This window comes from Gemmatimonadota bacterium, from assembly GCA_016714015.1.
In the GTDB taxonomy this organism is placed as follows: Bacteria; Gemmatimonadota; Gemmatimonadetes; order Gemmatimonadales; family Gemmatimonadaceae; genus Pseudogemmatithrix.
The window spans coordinates 173049-199959 of the sequence record JADJNZ010000001.1; the positions used below are offsets into that span (position 1 = coordinate 173049).

Consider the following 26911-nt stretch of genomic DNA (forward strand, 5'->3'; position numbering starts at 1 on the left):
GGAGATTGTCCTGCGATGGGCGCCGCATGACGGCGCGATGAAGCCTGCGTGAGGTGTCCCTTAGCGGATCACCGCGGCGGCCCCATCTCGCGCAGCCGCTTGAGCACCTCGCCGAGCAGCTGCATCTCGCGGCCGTAGGTGGCCCAGTCGTCGGCGCGCTGCGCCGCGCGCGCCCGCTCGTAGTGCTCCGACGCCTCCGTCGCGAGTGCCGCCCGTTGCGCGTCGCCCGCCGCGCCCGGACGTGCGGCGGCGGTGGCCGCCGCCCCGGTCGCCGTGCGCGAGGTGGCTCCCGGCCGCGCAGCGCCCGACCCGCCGAACATCACCTGCAGCGCGCCGAGGAAGGTCTCGTTCATCACCACGCGCCCCTCGTGCGCGACGACCACGCGCTTGAGCTCGGGGATCTTCCCGCCCTCCGACTGCAGGTAGAGGGGCTGCACGTAGAGGAGCGACGCCTCGATGGGGATCACGAGCAGCTCGCCGCGGATGACCTGGCTCCCGCCCTGGTCCCAGAGCGAGACCTGCCGCGACACCTCGGTGTCCTGGTTGATGCGGCTCGTGACCTGGCGTGGCCCGAAGACGAGGCTCTGCCGCGGGAAGCGGTAGGCGATGAGCTTGCCGTACTGCTCGCCGTCGTTCCGCGCGACCATCCAGGCCGCGAGGTTGTCCTTCTGCCGCGGCGTGAAGGGCCGCATGATCAGGTACTCGGCCTCCTTCTCTCCGGGAAGCCGCATGACGATGTGCCGCTGGAATCCGTTCCCTTCCTCGTCATCGGCGCCGGGGATCTGCCACTGGTCCTCGCGGTGATAGAAGGTCTCCGGATCGGTCATGTGGAACGTCGCATACAGGTAGGTCTGCGCGTCGAAGAGCGCTTCCGGATACCGCACGTGCGAGCGGAGGTCGGCGGGCATCTCGTCCATCGGCCGGAGCAGGTCGGGATAGATGCGCGAGAGGGTGCGGATCATCGGGTCCGCCGGATCGCTCAGGTACGCGGTGATGGTGCCGTCGTACGCCTCGACGGTCACCTTCACGCTGTTGCGCAGGTAGTTGGTGCCATCGCCCATGCGGGCCGAGTACGGATAGCGGTCGGTGGCGGTGTAGGCATCGAGCATCCAGACGAGGCGCCCGCTGTCGGTCACGACGAGGAACGGATCGGGGTCGAACCGCAGGAACGGCAGCGCCTTCTGCGCGCGCTCGCGGACGTTGCGGTAGAAGAGGACGCGCGTGCTGTCGGTGAGGTCGCCCGAGAGGAGGATGTTGAGCGACTGGAATCGCAGGGCGAAGAGCGCCTTCCGCATCAGCGATCCGATGGGGACGCCGGCCGCACCGGTGTACGTCGAGTAGACCCCCTCGTCCCCTTCGGCGGCCGGATGGTCGAACTCCCGCTGACGGGACGGCGCGAGCGCGAAGGTGCTCGCGACCTCGCCGAAGTAGATCTGCGGGCGCGTGACGTCGCGGTCGACGCTCGTCGAGGGCGGGAGGTCCTGTACCCAGAGCACGGGCAGGCCTTCCGGGGTGATCTCGTTGGTCGGGCCCATCGTGAGCCCCATCCCGTGCGTGAACGTGAGATGCTCGTTCACGAAGGTGCGCGTGGGCAGCGACGCGACGTCGAGCTCGCGCGCCGAGAGGAGCACGTGCCGGAGGCTGCCGTTCACCTGGTAGCGATCGTCGTCGACCGCGATGAACTCGTAGTAGGTGCGGATGGACTGCAGCTGGCCGAAGGTCCGGAGCAGCGGCGCGCGGTCCCAGAGCCGCACGTTGTCGATCGTCGCCCGGTTGGCCTCGAGGTCGCGCGCGGTGAGCTCCTGCGCGCCGTCGAGTTCGCGGCGCTCCACCGCCTCGAGCCCCCACGCCTTCCGCGTCGCCGCGATGTGATGCGCGATCTGCGGCGCCTCCTTCGCGAGTTCGTTGGGCTGCACGACGAGGCGCTGGTAGAGCGAGGGGATGATCCCCGTGAAGACGAGCGAGAGGACGAGATACCCTACGATGACGCCGCTCGCGGTGCGCACCACCCGGCCGCTGCGGGCGCCCCAGAGGACCGCGAGGCACCCGGCGGCCAGCAGCGCGGCCATCACGTACAACGAGGGCAGCACGATGCTCACGTCGGTGAGGGTCGCTCCCTGCAACGGACCGTGCGACCCGAAGAGCAGCGACGGCGCGCTGACGAAGGCGAGGCGCGCGGCATGCACCAGCAGCAGCGATGCGACGAGCGACGCGGTGTGGAGGCTCACCCGCGGATCCACGCGCAGCCGGAACGCCTGCATCCCGATGTCGCCCCGCGCGAGGTAGATCGGCACCACGAGCAGCACCAGCGAGAGGAACAGCGCGACCGTCACGATACCGAGCGCGAGTTCGAGCGTGGGCAGCGTGAAGACGTAGTACGCGATGTCGCGACCGAAGATCGGGTCGGTCTCGCCGAACGGCGTGCGGTAGAAGAACTGGATGAGCGTCCGCCACTGTGCGGCCGCGCTCAGCGCGATGAGGGCAGCTCCGCCGAGCGAGACGGGGAGCGCGAGCATCTCGGCGAGCCGGACGAAGAGGCGCTCGCGCGTCTCGATACCCCCTTCGGCGAGCACGCGCACCGACTCGCGCACCTGCTCGATCCCCCGGAGCGCGATCCGCGCGTTGCCGTACAGCACGGCGAACCCGCCGATGCCGGCGAGGAGGCCGAGCGTCCACTGCGCGCCGATCTGCAACAGGAAGACCCGCTCGAACCCGACCTCGCGGAACCACCACCAGTCGGTGATCCGCGTCGCGATGGCGCGGGCGAAGAGGAAGAGCAACAGCAGCGCGAACATCCACAGCACGAACGACGGGCGGGACGAGCGCTTGGGGAGCGACTTCTTGGCCATCGGGATCTCGGTCGGGGGGAGGAGCACCAACGCATGAAGTCTGGGCACCTGCCGCGGGCGGCGCCATGCCGCCTCCTGCTGCCCGCCACCGCCCGCCGCGTTCCACCCCGCCCACTCCCGATGTAGCTTCCCTCCACGCCGCCCACCCGTTCCCACTTGTCGAGCCTCACCGACCGCCTCCGCGCCGCCCTCGCCGGCCGCTACGACATCGAACGCGAACAGGGACGCGGCGGCATGGCGATCGTGTTCCGGGCGCGCGACCTCCGCCACGACCGCACGGTGGCAGTGAAGGTGCTCCTCCCCGAGCTGGGCGAGGCCCTCGGGGCCGAACGGTTCCTCCGGGAAGTGCGGATCACGGCCAAGCTGAGCCACCCGCACATCCTGCCCCTCCTCGACTCGGGCGAGGCGGATGGGCTGCTCTTCTACGTCATGCCGTTCGTCGAAGGCGAGTCGCTCCGCGACCGCCTCGCCCGCGAGGGAGAGCTCCCCGTGGACGATGCCCTCCGCATCACCCGCGAGGTGGCCGACGCGCTGGGGTACGCGCACACCCATGGCGTCGTCCACCGCGACATCAAGCCGGAGAACATCCTGCTGCAGGGTGGGCACGCGCTCGTGGCGGACTTCGGGATCGCGCGCGCCTTCGACGCGCCCGAGCTGCAGCAGTCGATCACGATGACCGGCACCTCGATCGGGACGCCGCTCTACATGAGCCCCGAGCAGGCGCACGGCGATGCCAACCTCGACGGGCGCAGCGACCTGTACTCGCTCGGATGCGTCGCGTACGAGATGCTGACGAGCGAGCCGCCGTACACCGGCCCGAACGCGATGGCGATCACGGCGCGCAAGCTCACCGAGCCGGTCCCGCCGCTCCGGTCGCGCCGCATCTCGGTGAGCACGGGGCTGGAGTCGGCGATCACGCGGGTCCTCGCGCGCACCCCCGCGGACCGCTTCCGCACCGCGCACGAGTTCCTCGAGCAGATCAGCGAGAAGGCCATCACCGGCGAGACGACAGCCCCGACACGATCACTCCCCGCCGTCGCATCCGGCCGGTCCCGTGCGGTGCTCGCCGGCATCGCGCTACTCGTGCTCGCCGCCGTCGACTGGTTCGCGTTCCGGCCGCGCGCTGGCGCCGCCACCGCCGGTGGCATCTCGTCGGTCGCGATCCTCCCCTTCGAGAACCTCAGCCCCGACACCGCGCAGGCGTACTTCGCCCTCGGCCTCGCCGACGAGATCATCACGAGTCTCTCGATGGTGGAGGGGATGAAGGTCGCGTCGCGCACCTCGACGACGGTGCTCGCCGCGCAGGGGCTCGAGATCGCCGAGCTCGGGCGGCGGCTGGGCGTCGCCACGGTCGTCGAAGGGAGCGTCCGCGCCGCCGGCGAGCGGATGCGCGTCACGGCGCGGCTCGTCCCGGTGGACGGCGGCGCGCCGCTCTGGTCGGAGACCTTCGAACGCACCGCCGACGACGCCCTCCGCATCCAGGAGGAGATCGCCGGCTCGATCGTCGAGGCCCTCAAGGGCAAGCTCGGCGGCGGACAGCTGCAGGCGGTGAGCAGCGGCACGACCGACCCCGAGGCGTACGATCTCTACCTGCAGGGGCGATCATTGCGGCAGCGACAGACCGAGCAGACCATCGCGCGCTCGGTGGAGTTCTTCCAGCAGGCGATCTCCCGCGCCCCCGATTTCGCTCGCGCGCACGCGAGCCTCGCCGAGGTGCGCGCGGTGCAGGGCTACTACGAGTACGTCGAGCCCGGCGTGGCCTTCCCGGCCGCCGCGCGCGCCGCCGAGGAGGCGCTCCGCCTCGACGCCCGCATCGGATCGGCGCATGCGACGCGGGCGTACGTCTCGCTCTACTACGCCTGGGATCTCGCGAAGTCGGAGCGGGAGTTCAAGCAGGCGCTCGCGGTGGAGCCCAACTCGGCGATCGCGCACCAGTGGTACGCCAACCTGCTCGTCGCGCAGGGGCGGTTCGAGCAGGCGGAGCAGGAGTTCCGCACCGCGCTCGCCATCGACCCCGCGGCGGCGGTCCGCCGCGCGGCGCTCATCTACGTGGACCACTACAGCGGGAACCATCCGCGTGGCGTGGCGACCTATCGCAACGCGGTCGCGATCGACTCGAGCTACGCGCTCACTTTCCTGTGGGGCTCGTGGGTCCTCGAGGGCGCCGGACTGAAGGATGAGGCGATCGCCGCGTTGGAGCGCTCGGTGGACCTCTCCTCGGGCGGGATCGGCTTCGTCGCCGCGCTCGCCCGGATGCGCGCGGTTCGCGGCGAGGCGGCCGAGGCGCGGCGACTGCTGGCGCAGGTCACGGCGTCGAAGGTGGTGCCCGCCTACGACGTGGCGCTGATCCACCTCGCGCTCGGCGACCGTGCCGAGGCGCTCCGCTGGCTCGAGCGCGCGTACCAGTCGCGCTCCCACTCGATGGTGCTCATGCGGCACGACCCGCATCTCGACCCGCTCCGCGGGGACCCCGCGTTCGAGGCGATCGCGAAGAAGGTCGGGATCTGATCAGGGCGTGGCGCCGCACGAGTCGGTGCGGCGCGTGAACACCATCTGACTGGCGAGCCAGCGCCCGCCCGACCGGACCAGCACGTAGTGGTCGATCCCGCAGTGGCTCACGATGCCGTCGAAGCGCGTGACGTACGGCGCCACGAGATGCGCGATCGGGCCGTCGACCGTGACCGCCGGCGACCGCAGCACGCCGCTGAACACGCGCGGATCGCTGGCCATCCCGACGAGGAACTCACCGAGCGTCCGCACGGCGACCGCGCCCGTCGCCACGGTGACGCCCACCGTCGCCATGGTCGGCAGGGAGGCGGCGCGAAGGTAGGCGGTGTCGCGCGCGCTCATCGCGGCGATGTACCGCTCGACCACCCCGACGACGGCCGCCGAGTCGGCCGACGTGGTCTGCGCGCGTGCGGGCGGCGCGACAAGGAGGAACAGCCCCGCCAGCATCGCGGCGCGGCGGACCTGTCGCCGGTCGTGCGCGACGAGCACATCATCGCGGCCGCGACGCCGCTCCAGCCGCCGCACCGCCACCGCCGCCAGCGCGAACGACCCGCACCAGAGCCAGTACCCGGCGCGCAGGTCGAGAAACTCCCCGCCCCGCGGCCAGATCCACTGTACGTTGAGGACGAAGGCCGCCCAGAGCTGCGCCGAGAGGCGGTACGGCACCGGGAAGTGGATCCGCGGCCAGGCGAGCACCAGCGCGAGGGTGTAGGCCATGAGCAGATTCGAGAGCGCGCTCATCGCCATGAGCACTTCGCGGATGGTGAGGAGGTCGATTTCCGCGAACTTGTGCCAGGTCGCCGGGCCGATCGCGACGAGGAAAGCCTGCCAGCCGGGAAGGACACCATCGGCCAGAGTCGCCGAGGCGGCCTCGACCGGGAGGAACCAGGCGGTGGCGAACAGCACCAGCGCGGCGAATGCGGGGCGCTTCTCCCGTTCCATGTGACTGACTCAAGGTCAAGGTGGCAGGCTTACGGTGCACTCGCCGGCCCACCGGCGCAATGCGGGAATCCCCGGTCATCCACTGCAGCTCGCTTGACCATTCTCGCCGTCGGAATCAGACTTGGGGCCGAGTGATCGTGCCGAGCGCTCGCGCACGAGTCGCGCGATTCGCCACGGTCTCGAACGACCGGCGACGAACGCGCCGGCCTCGGAGCCCACCGCCTCCCAGGAACTCCGTGTCCCGAATCGCCTGCCGTTCCGTCTGGTTCGCCCTCTTCCTCGCCCTGCCGGCGTCGACGGAGGCTCGCGCGCAGTCCGCAGGTCCGACTCTAGAGGTCGGCGAGCGGGTGCGCGTCTCGGCGAGGGACTACCGCCCGTATACCGAGTACATCTTCGAGGGGCGATCGGGGGACTCGCTGCAGTTCCGGCATGTCGGCACGACCCTCACGCACTGGAAGCATGAGCGCGATGTCCGACGGCTCGGACGATTCGTCCGGCCTCGATCCCGGGGCATGGGAGCGGTGCGTGGTCTGCGCTGGGCCGTCGTGGGGGTCGCTCTGGGCGCGGCCGTCGGCGCGGTGCAGAAGGATTGCACGGAGTGCCTGGAGTCACCCACGAAGGGTGAACGCATGACGACGTCCGCGACGGAACTGGGGGTCATCAGCGCCACGATGGGTGCGACGATCGGCGCGATCGCGCCGGGCGACGTGTGGCAGCGCATCGACCCGCGGAATCGCGCGGCCTTCGCCTCCAGGCGCGGATCCCGCCGGGGATGGGGGCAACAGACGGCGCCCCCGGCCGTCGTTCTGTCCGGAGGCGCCTCGCCCTCGATCCGTTGACCTCGCGATCACCGCATTCAGGCCAACGCCATCGCCCCCGCCTCGACCACCTTGCCGTCGAACAGGTGCACCTCGCGATCCGCATGCTGCGCGTACCGCGAATCGTGCGTGACCATGCAGATCGTCGACCCGTTCTTGTTGAGCTCGCGGAGCAGGTCCATCACCGCCTCGCCGTTCTTCGAGTCGAGGTTGCCGGTCGGCTCGTCGGCGAGCAGGATCGCCGGGTCGCCGGCGACGGCGCGCGCGACAGCCACACGCTGCTGCTGGCCGCCCGAGAGCTGCGTCGGGTAGTGCTTGGTGCGGTGGCTCATCCCCACGCGCTCGAGCGCCGCGGCCACGCGGTCCTTGCGCTCGCTCGCCGGCATGTCGCGGTAAGTGAGCGGGAGCTCGACGTTCTCGAAGACCGTGAGGTCGCCGATGAGGTTGAACGCCTGGAAGATGAAGCCGATCTGCCGGTTGCGGACGCGGGCGCGCTCCACCGGGGCGAGCTTCGCGACCTGGTGCCCGTCGAGCAGGTAGTTGCCGTCGCTCGGCGTGTCGAGGAGGCCGAGGATCGAGAGGAGCGTCGTCTTGCCGCAGCCCGACGGGCCGCTGATGGCGACGTACTCGCCCTTCTTGATCTCGAAGTGGATGTCCTGCAGCGCATGGGTCTCGACCTCGTCGGTGAGGAAGACCTTCTTGATGCCGGTCATCGAGATCAGCGCGGGGGCGGTCGGGTTCATCATTGCGGCTCCGGGGGTTGGGCGGTGGAGGTCGTGTAAGCGGCTACTTGATGCGCACGCGGTCCACCGCGGCGTACTGCGTCATGTCGCTGAGGATCACCTGGTCGCCCACCTTGAGGCCACCGAGGATCTCCACGGTGTTCACGCTCGTGCGGCCGAGCTCGACGGGCATCCGCACCGCCGCCGAGCCACCGTCCACGAGCACGAACAGTCCCACGCGCCCGCTCGCCGCGCCGAACGCCGGTCGCCCGGTGTGCAGCACGTTGTTCAGGCGTTCGATCTGGATGGTGCCATCCACCGAGAGGTCCGGCACCGCGCCGGCGGGGAGCGGCCCCTCGAGCGAGACGTCGATCGTCACCGTCCCCTGGATCGCGGACGGGTCCTTCCGGATCACGCGCCCCTTCACGATCCCGTTGCGCGTGTCCACCGTCGCCGACTGGCCGAGCACGACGTCCTTCGCCTGCGACTCGGGGATCCGCAGCACGGCCTTGAGCTTGCCCGGCTGCACCACCTTCGCGAGCGTCGTCCCTTCGGGCACCCACTGGCCGAGCTGGAGCGTGAGGTCCTGCAGCACGCCGCCCTCAGGGGCTCGGACACTCAGCGAGCCCAGACGGTTTCGCTGCCGCTCGGCGATCGCCTCCAGCTGCGCGACCTGGCCCGTCTGCGTCGCGATCTGCGAATCGATCGAGGCCCGCTGCAGGTCCAGGCGCTCGCGCTCCACGCGGAGACGCGTCGTGGCCTCCTCGGCCTGCGCCCGACGGTTCGCCACCTCGAAGGCCGAGATGAGGTTGCGGCGCTGCAACGAGTCGGCCGCCTGCGCCTCCTGCGACGCGGCGACGAAGGTCGTGCGCGCGGTCGCGACCACGCCCTCCTGCGTGAGGATCTGGCTGCGGAGGTTCGTCTTGAGGTTGAGGAGCTCGATCTGCGCCTGCCGCACCTGCTGCTCGGCCTGCATCGTCTGGATCTGCAGGTCGGGGTTGCTCATCTCGAGCAGGACCTGCCCCGCGCCGACGCGGTCTCCCGACTCGACCGACTTGCGATCGACGCGCGCCGAGGCCTGGGCGGTGATGAAGCGGATCTGCTCGGGCACGAGCGTGCCGGGGCCGCGCACCTCGCGGACGACATCGCCCTGCCGCACCGAGTCGATGAGGATGGCGACGCGTTGGACGGTGGGTGCCGCCGGATCGAGCTGCGAGAGCGCGATCGTCGCGAGGATCACGACGGCCACGCCGGCGCCGATGGCGATGTTGCGGCCGGTCTTCTTCTGCGGAGCGCGAACGATATCCATCGTGGTCAGTCAGCCCTGAGAGTGATCGCCGGATCCACCGCCGCCGCCCGCCGCGCGGGCGCATAGGTCGCGACCGCGGCCACCGCGAGCAGCACGAGCGGGACCAGCGTGAACGTCATCGGATCGAGTGCGTTGCCGCCATATAGTACGCCCGCGAGCAGGCGGCTGGCACCCACGGCCCCGGCGAGCCCGAGGACCGCGCCCACCACCACCAGCAGCATCCCCTGCCGCATCATCAGCCGGATCACGTCCGACGCCGCGGCGCCGATCGCCATCCGGATCCCGATCTCGCGAGTGCGCTGCGAGACCGAGTACGCCATCACCCCGTACATCCCGACCGCCGCGAGGAGCAGGCCGAGCAGGCCGAAGACGCCGAGCGCCATCCCGGTGATGCGCGCCGGGAGCAACGCGATACTGAGGTGCTGATCGGCCGTACGGAGATTGCTGACGGGAAGATTCGCGTCGAGGTCGGCGACGACCCGGCGCAGCGTGGGGATCGCGGCCGCCGGGTCGCCTGCCGTCCGGATCACGACAGCCATCGACGCCCCCCAGAGCTGGGCCTGGGGGAACCACATGAAGGCCTTCGGGTCCTCGCCGAGCCGCTGGTACTTGCCGGTCGGCACCACGCCCACGACGGTCCAGTCGCCACCGGCGGTCCGCACGACCTTCCCGACCGCCTCCTGCCCGGGCCAGAACCGATCGACGAAGCGCTGGTTGATGATGATCGCCCGCACCGCGCCGCTGTCGTCCTGCACGGTGAAGTCGCGGCCGCGCAGGAGCGGGATGCCCATCGTCGCGAAGTAGCCGGGCGCGGCGCGTGAGTAGTTCACCGACATCCCCTCGTCCTTCGCGGGCACGTACCCGGGGATCTCGACGCCGCGGTCGCTGCTGTTCAGTCCGAGCGGCACGGCCTCGGTGAGGCTCGCGCCGCGGACCGTCGGCTCCGCCTGCAGCCGCGCGACGAGCTCGCGATAGAAGGTCTCGGTGTTGCCGCGCGCGTACCCTTGCATCGACGGGTCGAGGTCGGCGATGAGCAGGTTCGTCTCGTCGAATCCCTTGTCGAGCGCCGTCGCCGCGCGGAGGTTGCCGAGGAAGAGCCCGGCCGAGACCAGGAGCACGATGGAGAGCGCCATCTGTGCGACGACGAGTCCGCGTCGCACGCGCGAGCGGCCGTCGCCGGCCGGTGCTTCGCCCTTCAGCGCAGGGATCAGCGCCGGTCGCGTCGCCTGCAGCGCCGGGGCGAGCCCGAAGAGGACGCCCGTGAGCACGGTCGCGCCCAACGCGAAGCCGAGGACGCGACCGCTCAACTGCAGGTCCGGCGCGAAGTCGATCGCGATCGGGAATCGGATGCCGTTCACCAGCGCGATCGCCCAGGTCGCGACGAGCAGCCCGGCCGCGCCCGAGACCAGCGAGAAGACCAGGCTCTCGACGAGCAGCTGCCGGACGAGCGCGGCGCGACGGGCGCCGAGGGCGAGGCGGATCGCCATCTCCCGCGCCCGGTCGCGCGCCCGCGCGAGGAAGAGGTTCGCGACGTTCACGCAGGCGATCAGCAGGAGGATCACGACGACGGCCATCACCACCGCGGAGAGTCCGACCTGCGCCCCCCGGAAGGACGGATGGACCCCCGCCTCGTCCTGTGCCACCATGTGGATCCCGCTCTGCTCGTACTCGTCCGGGAACTCCGCGCGCAGCTCCGTCTCGAGCGCGTCGAGCCGCGCGCGCGCCTGCTCGAAGGAGACGCCCGGCTTCAGTCGTGCGACGATGTTCATGTAGTTGTTGCCGCGCGTCTCGAACCCCGCCTCGCCGCCGGGCCGGACCTGGCCGAGCTGCATGAGCGGGATCCAGAGCATCGGCTGCACCATCGGCATCACGCCGAGGAAGCGCGGCGGCGCGACGCCGATGATCGTGACGTTGCGCCCGTTGAGCGGCACCTCCTTTCCGACGATGTCCGGATCGGCACCGAAGAGCGTCCGCCAGCCCGCGTCGGAGAGGACGATGACCGGATGCGCGCCGCGCCCCTCGTCCTCCTCGGGAAGGAAGGTGCGCCCCCGCGCGGCCGGCACGCCGAGCACGGAGAAGAAGTCGGCCGAGACCATTTGCGCGAACACCATCGTCGGGCGCCCCGAGGCGGTGATGCTCACCTCGGACCAGTTCCAGGCCATCGCGCCGTCGAAGACGTCGGTGGTGCGGCGCCGGACGTCCCAGAAGTGCGGGATGGAGCTCGAGCCGTAGAGCTCCGGCCCCGGCCAGGTGCGATAGAGCTGGACGAGCCGGTCGGTCCCTTGCACGACGGCCACGGGCCGCAGCAGGAGCGCCTCCACCGCGGCGAACACCGCGGTGTTGAGACCGATGCCAAGCGCGAGCGTGACGACGACGATCGTCGTGAAGAGCGGGCTCTTCGCGAGCATGCGGCCGGCGAAGCGGAGGTCGTCAATCATAGCGGAGGGCCTGCATCGGGTGGACCTGCGCAGCGCGGCGCGCCGGGACGAAGCCGGCGGCGAGCGCGACGAGCGCGAGGAGTACGACGCTCGACGAGAAGACGAGCGCATCGTGCCCTTCCAGTCCGTAGAGCAGCGAGCGCGCGGCCTTGCCGAGCCCGAGCGCAGCGGCGACCCCGAGGAAGCCGCCGACGATCGTCATGAGGCCCACCTGCCGCATGACCATCGCCCGCACCTTCGCGCCGTCCGCCCCGAGCGCCATCCGCACGCCGATCTCCCGCGTCCGCTGCGCGACCGAGTACGCGAGCACGCCGTAGAGCCCGACGCCGGCGAGCAGGGTCGCGAGCACCGCGAAGCAGGCCGAGAGGATCGAGATCATCCGGTCGAGGAAGACGTTCTCGCGCACCTGCTGCGGCAGCGTCTTGAGGTCCTCCACCGGGATGGTCGCGTCGACGCGCTTCACCACCTCGCGGATGCTCGCGAGCATCTGTTCCGGCGGCAGCGTGGACTTCACGTAGAAGTTCATGTAGCCACTGGCCAGGGTCTGCGGCCAGCTCGTGTAGAAGACCGGCGGCACCGAGTCCTTCACGTCGGAATACTTGATGTCCGGCACGAGGCCGACGATCTGGGTGTCGAGCGTGTCGCGGCTCGTCTCGTCGGTCATGAACTTGCCGACGACGTCGTTGCCGAGCTTGAACTTCCGGGCGAAGGCCTGGTTCACCACGGCGACCTTCATGCCGCCGCGGATGTCCGATGCGGCGATGTCGCGACCGGCGAGCATCGCGACCCCGAGCGTCGTGAAGTAGCCGGGGCCGACCGAGTTGAGGCGCGAGTTGTTGTCGACGTCGGGGCCGCGCTCATAGCCCTGCACGAGCACGTCGGTGCCCCAGTTGTCCCCCGCCAGGAGCGGCACGAGCGCGGAGGTCACCCCGGTCACGCCGGGCATCGACCGCAGTTCCTCCTCGACCCGCTGGAAGTAGAGGGTCGAGCGCGTCGAATCGTACCCCGACCGTTCCGGCGAGAGGCCGAACGTCGCGAACTGCTCGATCCGGACGCCCAGATCCACGCGACTGACGTTCGCGAGGCTCTTGAGGAAGAGCCCGGCCGACACCAGCAGCGCCATGGAGAGCGTGATCTGCACCGTCACGAGCGAGGCCCGGAAGCGCGCCGCCGCCTTTCCGCCCGTGAGCTGCCCCGCGCCCGACCGGATGACCGAGATGAGGTCGCTCCGCGTGCTGTGCAGCGCCGGGAACATGCCGAACAACACGCCCGTCGCGATCGAGAGCCCTGCGGCGAAGAGCACGACCGATGGCTGCAGCTCGAACCGCAGCGTCTCGATCGCATCCGACGGCATCAGCGACCCGATGAACGTCAGCGTCCACTGCGCCACCACGAGGCTCACCGCGCCGCCGAGCAGCGACAGCAGCACCGACTCGGTGAGCAGCAGTGACAGCAGCTGCCGCCGCGTCGCGCCGAGCGCGAGCCGCACCCCCATCTCGGCGGCGCGCCCCGCGCCGCGCGCGAGCAGCAGGTTCGCGATGTTCGCGCAGGCGATGAGGAGCACCACCCCGGTGACGCCGAAGAGGAGGTAGAGCGGCGTCCGCGCTTCGCTGAAGATCGAGCTCTGGCCCTGCTTCCCCGGCTCCACCCCGAGGGTCTTGGTGCGGAACCGCTGTATCGTCTGGTCGCTCATCCCGTCCTGCAGCGGCGCCTCGACATCATTGATGATCGGACGATAGATCCCGTTGAGCGCCGCGGTCGCCTGGTCGAGCGAGACGCCCGGCTTGAGGCGCCCGAAGACGTAGACCCAGTAGTTTCGGCGCCGTTCGAACTGCTCGGTGCGGAACCAGCGCTCGAGCTGCGCCCGCATCGAGATCGGCACGAAGAACCGCGGGCGCGAGCCCAGCGTGGTCCCCGTGAAGCCCTCCGGCGCCACGCCGACGATGCTGTAGGTGGAGCCGTTGATCAGGAGCGTCCGGCCGATGACACCGGGATCGGCGCCGAAGCGTTCACGCCAGAAGTCGTGCGCGAGCACCGTCACGTAGTTCGCGCCCGGGACCGCGTCATCGCTCGGCGTGAGGAGCCGCCCCACCGCGGCCTGCAGCTGCAGCGTCGGGAAGTACGAGCCCGACACCATCATCCCTTCGGCCGTCATCGGTTCGTTGTCGATCGCGACGCTCGCGCCCATGTTGCGGTGCGCGGCGAGCCCCGTGAGGACCGTCTGCGCCTTCTCGAGGTCGCGGAACATCGGATACGAGAGGACGACATCGCAGTCGCCGGCCTGCGAGCAGGACTGGGAGCCCGGCTTGGGGCCCGGCGCGCTCAGGTTCACCAGTTCCGTGGGCGCCGGCACGGGCAGCGGCCGCAGGAGGATCTGGTCGAACAGCGAGAAGATCGCCGAGTTGGCGCCGATCCCGAGCGCGAGGGAGAGCACGGCGACGGCCGTGACGAACGGCGTGCGGAGGAGCATGCGCGCCGCGAGCTTCACGTTCTGCAGCATGGGACGGGGCTTGGGGGGCGGTGGCCTCGATGACGCGGGATTGGACAGTCCCCGCGGCCAGACCGTTTGACCTTCCCCGACTACCTGCGGGGCCGGGGGCGAGTTTCAGCCCCGGGCCGACCCGTCACGGGGTCCGGCGGTACCACCCGTCGAACGAGACCGCCCAGGTGCGACCGCCGTCCCCGCTCGTCTCCCATAGCTGACGGACCCGACCGTCGCCCTGCGGGATCCAGCTCACGCGCTGCCGGAGCAATTTGCCCGCGGGGTCCTTCGCTTCGCCCTCGAGCACCATCCGGCCGTCGCGGAGCCCGCCCCGCAGATGGAGTACGTCACCGCCGCTCCCGACCCAGTCCTGCCCCCACTGGCCAGTGCCGAGGTCGTAGGCGTTGAGGCTCTGCCCGGTGTTCGGCACCGAGCCGCCCGCGACCCAGTGCTCATGGACGGTGCAGCCGCCGTCCTCGAGGGTCACCGAGTTGCGCCCCATGACCGTGGTGCCGGCGCTGTCCGTCACCGTCCACTCGCCGACCCAGAAGTCGAACTGGCGGTGCATCGGGGTCTTGCACCCCGGCGGAGCGCCCTGGGCGAGGGCCGTTGTCGGCAGGAGCGTCAGGGCAACGAGCAGGCCGAGCAGTCGCATCAGCGTTCACTCCTTCGGACCATGAGTTTGAGACCCGACCAGGTCTCGTCGACCGCACACACCTTCACATCGACCCACCCCATGGGGAGCGCGACCTCGCGGATCACGTCCTCGGTGACGTCGGTCTTCACCTTCGAGGCCTTCTTGGGCCAGGAGACCCAGACCGTGGCTTCCGGGCGGAGGGTCTGCCGCAGGGTCTTGAGGGCGCGCTCGAGGCGCGACCGGGCCGTCGCGAAGACGTGGACCAGATCCGCGTTGGAGTCCAGTCCCTTCGCGAACCGCACCCCCGTCGGCAGGGGCGCCACGAGATCGCGGTAGTCGGCTGGCCCGTCCCAGACGAAGAGACGGGCGCCTTCCTTGATGTCGAGCTTCTTCGCGAGGGGGGTCCCCGAGTATCCGGCGTCGCTGGGCATGACGAGTCTACCCGTGCCAGTCCGAAAACCGCACAGGAAGGCTGGTCAGCGCCGCGTTCCGGAACGAAGTCAGGCCGTGGGCGGCGCCGGAGCGGCCGCGGCGGGAGGCTCGGGGTCGCGCTCCACGAGGATCGCGTAGTCGGTGGCAAGCACCGCCACCGCTCCCACCGCTGCCCAGAACGGGAGCAGCGCCATGCCGGCGATCCCGGCGTTGAGCGGCATGTCGAACAGCGTCCGCCCCTCGGGATTCTTGAGGATGATGCGGCGGACGTTCCCCTCGTGGATGAGCTCCTTGAGCTTCTCCATGAGTGCGGCGCCACTGACCTTGAACTCTTCCATGGGATCGACCTTGCCGCGCGGGGCGGCGGTGGGTGCCATCGGGGCGTACGCATCGCGGGGGGCATTGGTGTCACCGGACCCCGGGATGTCGTACCTTCCGGCATCGAGCGGGGCCGCATTCCCGGTCCAGGCCACTTTCCTCCTTCTTCCTTCTACCTTCTTCGTTCTCCTTATGGCCAAGATCGGCGAATCCGAGTGGATCTGGCGCGACGGTTCCCTCGTGAAGTGGCAGGACGCGACCGTACACGTGCTCGCTCACTCCGTGCAGTTCGGCTCGGCGGTCTTCGAGGGCATCCGGTGCTACCCGACGCCGAAGGGCCCGGCGATCTTCCGGCTCCGCGAGCATCTCAAGCGGATGCTGAACTCCTGCAAGATCTACCGCATGGACCCGCCCTGGACGATCGACCAGCTGGTCGAGGCGCATCGCGAGGTCGTCCGGAAGAACGGCATCGCGCAGTGCTACATCCGCCCCATGGTCCTGCGCGGCTACGGCGCGGCGGGGATGGTGCCCTTCGACAGCCCGATCGAGACGTTCGTTCCGTGCTGGCCGTGGGGCGCGTACCTCGGCGACGAGGCGCTCGAGAAGGGGGTCGACGCCTGCGTCTCCACCTGGAACCGCGTCGCGCCCAACACGATCCCCGCCGCGGCCAAGATCGCCGGCAACTATCTGAGCGGCCAGCTCGTGAAGATGGAGGCGCTGCGCAACGGCTTCGACGAGGCCATCGCGCTCGGTCCGGACGGGATGCTCAGCGAGGGGTCGGGGCAGAACGTCTTCGTGGTGGACGGCGGTGAACTCTACACGCCGCCGCTCGACGGGACGCTGCTCCCCGGCATCACCCGCGACACGGTGATCAACATCGCGAAGGACGAAGGCCTGACGGTGCACGTCCAGCCGCTCACGCGCGAGACGCTCTACACGAGCGAGGAGTGCTTCGTGTGCGGCACGGCGAGCGAGGTCACGCCCATCCGGAGCGTCGATCGCCTGCCCGTCGGCGACGGCAAGGTCGGCCCGGTGACGCGGCGGATCCAGCAGCGCTATCTGGACATCGTGTACGGCCGGATCCCGGACACGCACGGGTGGCTGACGTACGTGTGATCCCGTTGCACGCGGCGAGGCAACGAGGAGTCCGACTCCTCGTCGCCCTGTCGGTCGTGCTCGCATCGCCGATGGCGATGGCCGCGCAGGCCGGCGCGGTCTCCGGTCAGGTCGTGTCCGAGACCGGCGTCCCGCTCGCCGGCGCTCGCGTGTCGGTGCCGACCGGCCGGCGGGAGGTCGCGACTGACGCCGCCGGCCGGTTCCGGATCGAGCGGCTCGCGATCGGCCCGGCGACGATCACGGCGAGCGCACCGGGGTTCGAGACGGCGCGGCGAACCGTCGAGGTCCGCCTCGACCGGCCGACCGAGGTGCGCCTCGTCCTGACGCCAGTCCGTACGCGCCTCGGCGCCGTACTCGTCCGCGAACAGGCACCAGCGGGGACGATGCGTCCCGCGGGCGACACCCTCGGGCCCCTCATGGTGCCCGGCGCCCGCACCGAGGTGATCGCGCTCGAGGGATCGGACGCGAACCTCGCCGAGAAGGTCGGCCGACAGATCTTCGCGCGGGTGCCCGGCCTCCAGGTCTACGACATGGACGGCGCAGGGAACCAGACGAACGTCTCGACCCGCGGACTCGATCCGCATCGCTCCTGGGAGTTCAACCTCCGGCAGGATGGGGTGCCCATCAACTCGGACCTGTACGGGTATCCGGCGAGCCACTACAGCCTGCCGATGGAAGCGATCGAACGAGTGGAGCTCGTCCGCGGCACCGCCTCGCTGCAGTACGGGTCCCAGTTCGGCGGACTGCTGAACTACGTCACGCGCGCAGCGGACACCTCGCGAGCGCTGGCGCCACGGGTCGTGATGAATGGCGGCTCGTTCGGCCTCGCCAATCTGTACGGCGAGGCGAGTGGCCGCGTCGGCGGCGTCGACTATGTCACCTATGCGGCTTGGCGCGAGAGCGACGGGTACCGGGACGGCGCCCGCTCGCGCTACTCGGCGCAGTACGCGTCGGCGACGTGGCGCCTCACGTCGACGCTGCGACTCCGCGCCCAGGTGGCACGGTCGTGGTACCTGTATCGGATCCCCGGGCCGCTCACGGATGCGATGTTCGCCGCGGACCCCAGGCAGTCGACGCGGTCGCGGAACTGGTTCAGCCCGACCATCACGATCCCGGCGTTGCAGGCCGAGTGGCGGCCGAGCGCGCGCACGCGACTGTCCGTCCAGGCGAGTGGCGTCCTCGGCGACCGCAGCTCGGTGCAGTTCGTCGGATTCGCCACCGTCGCGGACACCGCACTGACCGCCACCGGTCGCCCGGCGAACCGGGCCGTCGACATCGACGACTTCGACAGCCGCACGCTCGAGGTCCGACTCACGCACGCGCACACGGTCGGCGCGCGCGCCGCGACGATCGCGGCCGGCGTCACGATGTCCGACAATCACATGCGCCGCCGGCAGCAGGGGGTCGGCACCACCGGCGACGACTACGATCTCGGCATCACCGGCGCGTTCGGTCGCGACCTGCGCTACCGGTCGCGCGCGGTCGCCGCGTACGCGGAGGAGATCGTGCGCGTGACCGACCGCTGGACGCTCATCCCCGGCGTCCGCATCGAGCGCGGCGAGACGCGCATGACCGGACGGCTCGCGTACTACGACCCGGCGGACGTGCCGCGCACGGTGCGGCACGATTTCCCCCTCCTCGGGCTTCGCACGAGCTATCGCGGTGCGCGCGCGGAGTGGTACGGGGGCTGGAGCGAGTCGTACCGGCCGATGCTGCTCAAGGACCTGCTGCCGGAGAACGCGCTCGAGCGGAGCGACCCGGCGATGCGCGACGCGCGCGGCTGGACGGCGGAGAGTGGCGTCCGCGGCACGCGCGGGGCGCGGCTCACCTACGACGTCGGCCTCTTCTGGATGCGGTACGATGGGCGATTCGGCGCGCTGCTGCGCGATGACGGCGCGGGGCCGTACGTGTTCAAGACGAACCTGGGGTCCACGCGAACGGCGGGGGCCGAGATCGCCCTCGACGCCTTGCTCGCGACCTCGGCGCACGCGACCTGGCGGGGATTCGCCTCCGCGGCGCTCTTCGACGCCGTCTATCGCAAGGGCGTCGCCGTGACCGGTGGCGCGAACGTCGCCCTCGACGGGAATCGCGTGGAAGGGGTGCCCGCGATCATCGTCCGGACCGGCGTCGTCCGCACCGGCGCCGCTGGCACGATGACGCTCCAGGTGAGCCACACCGGCGAGAGCTTCGGCGACCCGCTCAACACGCGCGAACCGAACGTGACGGGTGCTCGCGGCATCGTGCCGGCATACACGCTCGTGGATCTCACGCTCTCGCGTCGTGTCGGCGCGCACGCCGTCGTGCGCGCGGGGGTGACGAACGTCTTCGATGTGCGGTACTTCACCAAGCGCCCGGCGTTCTACCCGGGCCCCGGCGTCTGGCCGAGTGATGGCCGCGGCGTCACCTTGGGGATGTCGCTCGGCCGGTAGCGTCGCGGATCTGGCACGGTCCCTGCCTCGTAGGGAGGCGTAGGGCCGAGGAAACCCGCGGTTCTGTCCTCCCTGCAGGTCACTCGCTCGGTCCAAGTGTGTCATTCCGGATGGAACGCGTATCTGGCGTGCTCTGAAGGGGTTGGAACTTCCCGGAACTCCCCCCCTGCGCCACGGTACGACCGGGTAGGCCTGTCACGCAGGAGACCGTATGACCCGCTCCACCGCAGTCCTTCGCCTCGCGCTCGCCCTCTCGGCGGGCGCCACTCCGCTGGTCACCCCGGCACTCCTCGCGCAGGAACCGACCATCTCGGCCGATTCCCGCGTGCGGGACGATGAGCTCTTCACGGTCGAAGAGCTCGACAATCTGCTGGCGCCGGTGGCGCTGTACCCTGATCCGATCCTGGCCCAGCTCTTCATCGCGGCCACGTATCCGGAGCAGGTCGAGCTCGCGGCGCGCTACGTCGAGAACTACGGCACCGACGGCATCGACGACCAGCGCTGGGATGTCAGCGTCCGGTCGATCGCGCACTACGGTCCGGTGCTGAACATGCTCGTCGAGCGCCCGAACTGGGCGACGGCGGTCGGCCGCGCGTACGCGATGCAGCCGGGCGACGTGATGGCGAGCGTCCAGAGCCTGCGCCGCATGGCGCGCGCCCAGGGCAACCTCCAGTCGACGGAGCAGCAGCGCGTCGAGGTCGAGCGCGAGTACATCCGGATCGTCCCCGCGCAGCCGCGCGTGGTCTACGTCCCGGTCTATGACCCGTACGTCGTCTACTACCGTCCGGTGAACTACGTCCGCCTCGACACGCCCTACTGGTCGTTCGGCGTGGGCTTCCCCATCGGCGCGTGGCTCAACTACGATCTCGACTGGGACACGCGCGTGGTCTACTACCACGGGTGGAACGGCTACGGCCGCCGCCACACCTGGTACCACGTCTCGCGCCCGTTCATCTCGTACAACAGCATCTACATCGGGTCGCGCTACACCGTGGTCGCGATCAATCGCACCATCTACGGCCGTCACGTGAACTACGGCGGCTTCGGCTACTACAACACCGTGCACCGCAACACCGGGTGGGACCGTCCGCGCCTGCCTGGGCGCGGCTATGCCACGGGCCCGAATCGCGCGCCGCAGCCGGATCGCTATGGCGTGCCCTCGTCGGGTGGCAGCGCCTATCGCCCCGACAAGCGTGGTGAAGGGAACGTGGTGCCGCGCGTGGGCGGGAGCCGTCCGGTGGGTGGCGGTGAAGCGCGCGGCAGCGGCAACGGCCGGGGCAATGGCGCGGGCGTTGTCGGCAGCACGGCCAACGTCGACCGCGTGAAGCCCGTGCGCATCGGCGGGAACGAGCGGCCGCTCTATCCGCGCGGCGAGGATCGTCCCGCCGAGCGCGGCCAGCCGCGCACGTCGCCCGAGGGCTTCGGCTCGACCGGCAGCGTGAGCCGTGGCCGCGATGCGGACCCGGTGCGCGTGCCGCGGGCGAGCGCGGAGCGGATCTCGCCCGCGTCGTCCGGCGATCGAATGGAACGGAGCGCGCCGCGGGGCACCACCCGCTCCGAGCCGCGCTACGAGGCGCCACGAGCGGAACGCAGCTCGCCGCGGTACGAATCGCCGCGCACGGAGCGGAGCACGCCGCGGTACGAGTCCCCGCGCGTCGAGCGCAGCACGCCCCGCGCCGAGTCGCCGCGGTCACAGCCGCGGGCCGAACGCTCCGAGCCGCGCAGCGCGCCGCGGGCGAGTGCCCCGCGGGCGCCGGAGTCGCGGTCGAGCGCGCCGCGTGGCGGCAGCTCGGGCTCGGCGCCGCGGGCCCCGCGCGGCGGCAGTCGCGATCGCGGCTGATCGCGCGCCGCAGGTCCGGACACGAGAACGCCGCCCCGAAGCTCGGGGCGGCGTTCTGGCCTTCAGGGCTTGATCACCGGTCCGCCGCTGTCGGCGGCCGGCACTGCACTCAGCGGACCGAGCCCGAGGCCGGCGAGGCGCCCGTTCTCCAGCATGACGAACCGCAGGACGAACGGCTCGGGGAAAGTGGTCATCTCCATGGTCCGCCAGTACTGACGGCGACCGTTGCGCCAGGCGAAGCGTTCCTCGAGCACGCGCATCGCGAGCCCGGCGCGCTGGGCGACCATGCCCTGCGCATCACGAAGCGCATCGACGCCCCCCATCTCCGCGAGGAACTCCGGCGTGGCCGCGGCCGCGAGGCTGTCCGCGTGGCCGGTGAGGAACCAGCCCGACCAGCGCCGGGCGATCGCGAGCGAGTCCGAGGGCAGGCGTTGCTGCGCATCGGCGCGTGCGGGGTCGGACGCGAGGAGCGCGAGCGTGAGGGCGGCGCACGTCGCGCGCACGAGAACGGACATCGGGACTCCGGGAGAAGGGATGCCGGACCTACGGCAACTCCCTCGGGCGGTTTCGCCCGCACCGGTCAACGCTCCCGACGGCTCTCCTTGAGCTTCGCCAACGCCTCACGCGCCATCTCCGCCTCGCGCGTACCGGGAAAGCCGTCGATGAGGCGTCGGAGTTCGACGAGCGCACGGCCCTCATCCTCGAGCGGTCCGAGATAGAGGTCGACGATCTTCGCCTGCGCGTAGCGCACATGTTCGCGGCCTGCGGTCGGCATGTCACGCACGGTCCGGTAGAGTCCCAGCGCAGTCGAGGCATCCTGCCGGAGCCGCAGGTGGAAGTCCGCGGCCTTCACGTGCACGAGCGCGTTGCCCGCGTGCGTCGCGCAGGCATCGGCCCAGGCGGTCGCGGCCCCCTCGAGATCGCCGCGGATCTCGAGTGCCTCGATGTGCGAGAAGGTCGGGACGTAGGCGGTGGTGTCGCCGCTGGGCATGTGCACGGTGCCGGCCACGCTCCCCGAGCCCTGGATGACGGCGTAGTTGATCGCCCACGAGAGGAGACCGAACCCGATGCCACCGAGCAGCAGGACGAACGGGCCGTTCGGGACCATGCCTCGGAACTGCATGAGGCCGGTGAAGAACATCCCGAGCAGCCCGCCGAAGATCCCCTGCGGGACGCCGCGCTCCATCGCGAAGAGACTGCCATTCCCCGACATGCCCGGAATCCTACCGCCCGCACGCCGCGTCGGCTACATCCGGAGGAAGCGGACGTACTTGGCCACGAGGGCCCCACGCAGCGGACGGTCCCACGGGATGCCTCGGTCGAGCCCGGTGGGCCAGGTATTGTTCCACACCACGTAGAGGTCGCTGCCCGGCGACGTCGTCCAGCGGACGCGCGCATTCACCGCGGCGCGATCACTCTGGTCGTCGTACTGCACGAAGGCGGTCGCCGTGAGTCGCGGCGAGAAGGCGTAGTCGCCACGGAAGCGCATCGTGTTGGCGACGAACGCGCCGCTCGGCAGCGAGACGTCGTTGCGCGAGAGGTCGAGCGAGAGCTCGACGTGCGGTTGGAGCCGCAGCTTCCCGGAGAGCGTGAGGTCGGTGCGATCACCGTCGTAGAAGGTGCCGGTGACGACGGCGGCACTCATGCCCCAGGTGCGCACGTTCGACCCCTGGTACTGCAAGCCGACCTGATTCCACCAGTAGTCGCCGGCGGCGACGGTCGTGCCCGGAACGAGATCGAAGTCGGCCGTGGGACCATCATATCGGCGCTGGACGGTGACGTTCAGCTGGTCGCCGCTCTGGAACTGGATGCCGAGCGGCCGCACGGTGAAGCTCGCGTTGTCGAGCGGCCCCCCGATCCGCTGCACGATGTCGTAGTTGAGCAGCGAGAACTCGAAGCGGCGGATCACGCGCGCGTTCTTCGGGCGCGGCGAGATGCTGAACTGCCCGGCGAAGCGGTCGATGCCGCGTTGCGGCACGAAGCCGAGCGCCGGGTCGTAGCCCTCCTCGATCCGGTCGTAGCGGAAGACGACGTCGGCCTTGTCGTTGGGATAGTCCGCGACGAACCGATAGTGCGCGCCGCCCGGCGCGCCGCTGCTGTCGCGGCTCCAGGCCGCGTTGCCGGCGAAGATCAGGTTCTGGCGATTGCGCAGGATGAAGGGGAACTCGAAGTCCACGCCGCCGGAGAGCGCGCCGGGACGCGCCGCACGATCGCTGTAGGTGCTCATCGCGCCGACGTATCCACGGCCGAGCACGTCGTGCCGCACGCGCGCGACGAGGTCGGTCGCCTGCTCGTCGTCCCCGGTGCGGACGGCGAGGAGCCCGAGCTGGTTGGAGCCCACCCGCCCCTGCATCCGCGCGCCGAAGGGGATCTCCACCGGCGTGCCGCCCACCCCGAGCCCGACACGCCGCGAGTAGAACATCTGCGACTGCTGCGGCCGCCCGAAGGCGAAGATCGCCGATCCCTCGGTGAAGAACGGCCGCTGCTCGGGGAAGAAGAGCGGGAAGCGGGTGAGGTTCACCACCTGACGGTCCACCTCCGCCTGCGCGAAGTCGGGCAGGACGGTGAGGTCGGCGGTGAGCGTGTTGGTGACGGGCACCTTGACGTCGAGCCCGGCGGCGAAGGTGCTCGCGGGCGCGGCCCCCAGTGTCTCGGTGCCATTGGCATCGAAGCTCCGCTCGCGCAGGCGGCCCTCGCCGAGGACGAACGGTCGCAACTCGGCGCGCGCGCGAGGCGGCAACGCACCGAAGCCCTCGACGGTCCCCTCCTCCTCGAGGAAGCGATAGCCCTGACCCCGGCGCCACGCGCGCCAGAGCACTTCCTCGTTGGTCCTCGGCAGGAAGCGGCGGAAGTTCATCCCCATCGCCGAGACGTCCTTCGGGTAGCGCAGCGTGGCCCAGGGGATGAGCATCTCGGCGCTCCAGCCGCCCTCGAAGACCGCCGTGCGCGCGTCCCAGATGCCGTCCCACTCCTCGTTCCCGCTCTCGAAGGTGACGTGCTCACCGTCCCAGAGCGCGCCGTTGGAGTTGGTGCGGAAGTAGAACGCGCTCCGCTTGTCGCGGAGGCCGTCGATCATCAGGCTGACGTAGTCGTCGGAGCGGAGCTCGGCGTCGCGACGCAGCTGCGAGCGGCGCCGTCCCTCGACGTCGCGATCGTAGTTCCACCACCCGATGGCGAGCCCGGTCGGGGTCGCGAGCAGGCGGACGATGGTCCGCTCGCTGGGGACGCCGCCCTCGGTCGGCTCCTTGGTCTTGAAGTCCCAGATGGAATCGGCGAGCGCCCAGTCCGCCTCGTCGAGCTGGCCGTCGAGGCGGATGTTCGGCGCGGTGCGCACGCGCGGCCACGGCGCGCCCCCGCTGCCCTGCGCGAGCAGGGCCGCCGGGAAGGCGAGGAGGACCACGGCGGCGAGGCGGCGGGGGCTGAGCATCGTCGCAACCTAAACGCGCCGCGAAGCCCCGCCGTTGGGTCACCCCCGCTCGGCGACGCGCTTGAGCTCGCTGGTGAACCAGACCCAGCCGAAGGGATAGTCGGAGATATCCACGGTGCGCGTGAATCCCCCGTGCACGAAGTGCACCGTGGTGCGGTCGCCGTCGCCCTCGAGCGTGAAGGCGATCCACTGGCCGCTCACCGACGCATCGCCCCGCCAGTCGGGCCAGTCGAGGACGAGTCGCCGCTCCGGCTCGATCTCGAGGATGCGGGTGGGGCCGCCAAGGACATCGCGGCCCTCGATCTGGTACTCCCACCCGACGCGGTATTCCCCGCCCGTCTCCGGCGTGATGCGGACCTTCGGGGCGCCGAACCACTCGGCCACGCGGGCCGGATCGAGCAGCGTCGTCCAGACCACCGCGCGCGACGCCGCGATCTCGATCGACATCCGCACCTCGGGCGCCGGATCGGCGAAGTCGGGGCGCACGATCCCCGCGCCGCCGGCGAGGTGGGCCGTGAGGTTGCCGCACTGGAATCGCCAGTGATCGTCGAGGTACTCGCGCGCGCGCGACACGGGGAGCTCCCCGTCGACGGTGTGCGTCACCTTGAGCGACGTGCCCTTCTCGGTCGAGGCGATCACGAGGTCGACCGTGGTCGCGCACCCATGCAGCATCCACGTGAAGACGAGCCGCTCGCCCGGGACGAGCGCGGTGATGCGCTGCGTCGCCTCGTCCGCGGCGGGGGTGTCGAGCGTGTGCCGACCCCAGAAGCGATAGGGTCCGCCGACGCGCGCGTCGACCTCCGCCTCCTCGGCGAACCAGCGGCGCAGGGCCTCCGCGTCGGTGAGCGCCGACCAGACGGCGGCCGGCGAGGCGTCGAGGGGCTGCGTGTGCGTGACGACGAGGTTCATCGCGTGCGATCCGTGGGAGAGGTGGCGCGTTGCGCGGCCTCGGCCGCGAGACGGAGGTCCTGCAAGCGGGCCGCCCAGAGGACGCGATAGCCGTCGAGCCAGCGGTCGACGTCGCGGAGCGGCGCGGGGCGGAGCGAATAGAGACGGAGCCGCGACTCGCGGCGCTCGGACACGAGTCCGGCCTCGCGAAGGACCCGGAGGTGCTTGGAGATCGCCGGCCGACTCACGCGATAGTCGGTCGCGATGGTGCCCGCGCTCCGCTCGCCCGCGCGGAGCGAGTCCAGGATCGAGCGCCGCGTGGGATCGGCGATGGCCGCGAAGACCGCGGCGGAATGCGTAACCATTGGGTTACATATATGACGAAGAAGAACGGGGCGCAAGCCCCGTCCTCCGGTCAGCACGTCAGCGCGAGACGTTGCTCACATCCGCGGCCGCCCCGAGCGCAGGTACTCCGCCGCCGCGTTCGCCATCAGGCGCACCCCCGTCTCGAGCGCCGCGTCATCACCCTGGAAGAGCGGCGAATGGTTCGACGCCGCGGTGCGCCAGTCGATCGCCGTCGGCGTCACGCCGAGTCCGAACACCACGCCGGGCACGCGCTCCTGGAACCGCGAGAAGTCCTCGGCCGGCATCGACGGCTTGCCCACCGAGACCTTCCCCGCCCCGACCGTGCGGCGGAGCACCGGCGCGAGGAACTCGGCGAGCGGGGTGTCATTCACCGTCGGCGGATACCCTTCGACGATCGTGACCTCCGCCGTCGCGCCCGACGCCTCGGCGATGTTGGTCGCCGTGCGACGCAGCCGCTCGTGCGCGATGCGGCGTGTCTCGGGGTTGAGCGAGCGGATGGTGCCGATCATCACCGCGGTGTCGGGGATGATGTTCTCGCGGAGTCCGCCGTGGAACGCGCCGACGGTCACCACGAGCGCCCCGTCGGCGAGATCCACCTGCCGGCTGACGATGGTCTGCACGCCGAGGAGGATCTGCGCGCCGACGACGAGCGGATCGACGCCCGCGGCCGGCATCGCGCCGTGCGTCTGCTTGCCGCGCACGACGATGCGGAAGTTGTCGGCGCTCGCCTGTCGCGGACCGGCGGACCACTCGACGGAGCCGAGTTCACCGGGGCCGACATGGAGCGCGAAGATCGCATCGACCTTGGGATTGTCCATGACCCCGGCGGCGATCATCGGGCCGGCGCCGCCGACGGGCGATCCCTCCTCGGCGGGCTGGAAGATGAACTTCACGGTGCCGGGCAGCTGCGCCTTCATCCCCGAGAGCACTTCGGCCGTGCCCATGAGGATCGCGACATGCATGTCGTGCCCGCAGGCGTGCATCACGCCGGTCTCGACGCCGTTGTAGACGGTGCGCGTGGTGGACTTGAAGGGCACGTCCACGAGTTCGGTGACGGGGAGCGCATCCATGTCGGCGCGGAGCGCGACGGTGGGGCCGGGACGGCCACCGCGCAGCGTGCCGACGACGCCGTTCCCGCCCACGCCGGTCTGCACCTCGAGTCCCAGCGCGCGCAGGTGCGCCGCGACGAGCGCGGCGGTGCGGGTCTCCTGGAACGAGAGTTCAGGATGCTGGTGGATGTCGTGCCGCCACTCGATCACGCGCGACGCCACGGCCTTCGCCCGGCGGTCGATCTCCTCGACGAGGGCGTCGGGGCGCTGCGCGGCGGCGGTGAGGGGCGAGGCGACGAGGACGAGGGCGATCAGGCGGGTGGTGAAGCGCATGCCGGCTC

Annotated in this window: 20 protein-coding genes; 5 read left to right on the top strand and 15 right to left on the bottom strand. The window is 70.7% G+C overall.

The window, feature by feature from the left end:
* Positions 1-68: 68 nt before the first annotated feature.
* Positions 69-2876, bottom strand: coding sequence for a UPF0182 family protein (locus tag IPJ78_00760; protein MBK7905074.1), 2808 nt, complete (start codon positions 2874-2876; stop codon positions 69-71).
* A gap of 129 nt (positions 2877-3005) precedes the next feature.
* On the opposite strand from IPJ78_00760, the gene IPJ78_00765 reads away from it, so the two are divergent.
* Positions 3006-5357, top strand: coding sequence for a protein kinase (locus IPJ78_00765; GenBank protein MBK7905075.1), 2352 nt, complete (start codon positions 3006-3008; stop codon positions 5355-5357).
* On the opposite strand, the gene IPJ78_00770 is transcribed toward IPJ78_00765, so the two are convergent.
* A complete protein-coding gene (locus tag IPJ78_00770; GenBank protein ID MBK7905076.1) occupies positions 5358-6299 on the bottom strand; it encodes a hypothetical protein in 942 nt (313 codons plus the stop codon).
* 236 nt (positions 6300-6535) lie between these two features.
* On the opposite strand from IPJ78_00770, the gene IPJ78_00775 reads away from it, so the two are divergent.
* Entirely contained in the window at positions 6536-7138 is a 603-nt protein-coding gene (locus IPJ78_00775; GenBank protein MBK7905077.1) for a hypothetical protein, read from the top strand.
* Positions 7139-7155: 17 nt separating this feature from the next.
* Here IPJ78_00775 and IPJ78_00780 read toward each other — a convergent pair whose 3' ends face one another.
* The 7 genes from IPJ78_00780 to IPJ78_00810 form a co-directional block, all read right to left on the bottom strand.
* On the bottom strand, positions 7156-7860 hold the full coding sequence (locus IPJ78_00780) for an ABC transporter ATP-binding protein (GenBank protein MBK7905078.1): 705 nt from the start codon (positions 7858-7860) through the stop codon (positions 7156-7158).
* 43 nt (positions 7861-7903) lie between these two features.
* A complete protein-coding gene (locus IPJ78_00785) occupies positions 7904-9148 on the bottom strand; it encodes an HlyD family efflux transporter periplasmic adaptor subunit (GenBank protein MBK7905079.1) in 1245 nt (414 codons plus the stop codon).
* Between the two features lie 5 nt (positions 9149-9153).
* A complete protein-coding gene (locus tag IPJ78_00790; protein MBK7905080.1) occupies positions 9154-11586 on the bottom strand; it encodes an ABC transporter permease in 2433 nt (810 codons plus the stop codon).
* Positions 11579-14086, bottom strand: a complete 2508-nt coding sequence (locus IPJ78_00795; protein MBK7905081.1) for an ABC transporter permease — start codon at positions 14084-14086, stop codon at positions 11579-11581. The genes IPJ78_00790 and IPJ78_00795 overlap by 8 nt, the downstream gene beginning before the upstream one ends.
* A 124-nt stretch (positions 14087-14210) precedes the next feature.
* The gene (locus IPJ78_00800) at positions 14211-14723 is read right to left on the bottom strand and encodes a hypothetical protein (GenBank protein ID MBK7905082.1); all 513 of its coding nucleotides are present in this window, start codon (positions 14721-14723) and stop codon (positions 14211-14213) included.
* Positions 14723-15136, bottom strand: a complete 414-nt coding sequence (locus IPJ78_00805) for a DUF3052 family protein (protein ID MBK7905083.1) — start codon at positions 15134-15136, stop codon at positions 14723-14725. The genes IPJ78_00800 and IPJ78_00805 overlap by 1 nt, the downstream gene beginning before the upstream one ends.
* Positions 15137-15205: 69 nt before the next feature.
* Positions 15206-15475: a DUF4342 domain-containing protein gene (locus IPJ78_00810; protein ID MBK7905084.1), complete on the bottom strand. Its 270-nt coding sequence runs from the start codon at positions 15473-15475 to the stop codon at positions 15206-15208.
* A 172-nt stretch (positions 15476-15647) separates the two neighbouring features.
* On the opposite strand from IPJ78_00810, the gene IPJ78_00815 reads away from it, so the two are divergent.
* The 3 genes from IPJ78_00815 (at position 15648) to IPJ78_00825 (ending at position 20840) form a co-directional block, all read left to right on the top strand.
* Positions 15648-16571, top strand: a complete 924-nt coding sequence (locus IPJ78_00815; protein MBK7905085.1) for a branched-chain amino acid transaminase — start codon at positions 15648-15650, stop codon at positions 16569-16571.
* Positions 16553-19000, top strand: a complete 2448-nt coding sequence (locus IPJ78_00820) for a TonB-dependent receptor (GenBank protein ID MBK7905086.1) — start codon at positions 16553-16555, stop codon at positions 18998-19000. The genes IPJ78_00815 and IPJ78_00820 overlap by 19 nt, the downstream gene beginning before the upstream one ends.
* A 211-nt stretch (positions 19001-19211) precedes the next feature.
* The gene (locus IPJ78_00825) at positions 19212-20840 is read left to right on the top strand and encodes a DUF3300 domain-containing protein (protein MBK7905087.1); all 1629 of its coding nucleotides are present in this window, start codon (positions 19212-19214) and stop codon (positions 20838-20840) included.
* A 62-nt stretch (positions 20841-20902) separates the two neighbouring features.
* Here IPJ78_00825 and IPJ78_00830 read toward each other — a convergent pair whose 3' ends face one another.
* The 6 genes from IPJ78_00830 to IPJ78_00855 form a co-directional block, all read right to left on the bottom strand.
* Entirely contained in the window at positions 20903-21355 is a 453-nt protein-coding gene (locus IPJ78_00830; protein MBK7905088.1) for a hypothetical protein, read from the bottom strand.
* A gap of 65 nt (positions 21356-21420) precedes the next feature.
* On the bottom strand, positions 21421-22053 hold the full coding sequence (locus tag IPJ78_00835; protein ID MBK7905089.1) for a hypothetical protein: 633 nt from the start codon (positions 22051-22053) through the stop codon (positions 21421-21423).
* Between the two features lie 33 nt (positions 22054-22086).
* A complete protein-coding gene (locus IPJ78_00840; GenBank protein ID MBK7905090.1) occupies positions 22087-24267 on the bottom strand; it encodes a carbohydrate binding family 9 domain-containing protein in 2181 nt (726 codons plus the stop codon).
* 39 nt (positions 24268-24306) lie between these two features.
* Positions 24307-25176 (bottom strand): SRPBCC domain-containing protein, encoded by an 870-nt coding sequence (locus tag IPJ78_00845; protein MBK7905091.1) that lies wholly within the window; start codon positions 25174-25176, stop codon positions 24307-24309.
* Positions 25173-25520: a winged helix-turn-helix transcriptional regulator gene (locus IPJ78_00850; GenBank protein MBK7905092.1), complete on the bottom strand. Its 348-nt coding sequence runs from the start codon at positions 25518-25520 to the stop codon at positions 25173-25175. Before IPJ78_00850 ends, IPJ78_00845 begins: the two co-directional genes overlap by 4 nt.
* Positions 25521-25595: 75 nt before the next feature.
* Positions 25596-26903 (bottom strand): amidohydrolase, encoded by a 1308-nt coding sequence (locus IPJ78_00855; protein ID MBK7905093.1) that lies wholly within the window; start codon positions 26901-26903, stop codon positions 25596-25598.
* Positions 26904-26911: the final 8 nt, after the last annotated feature.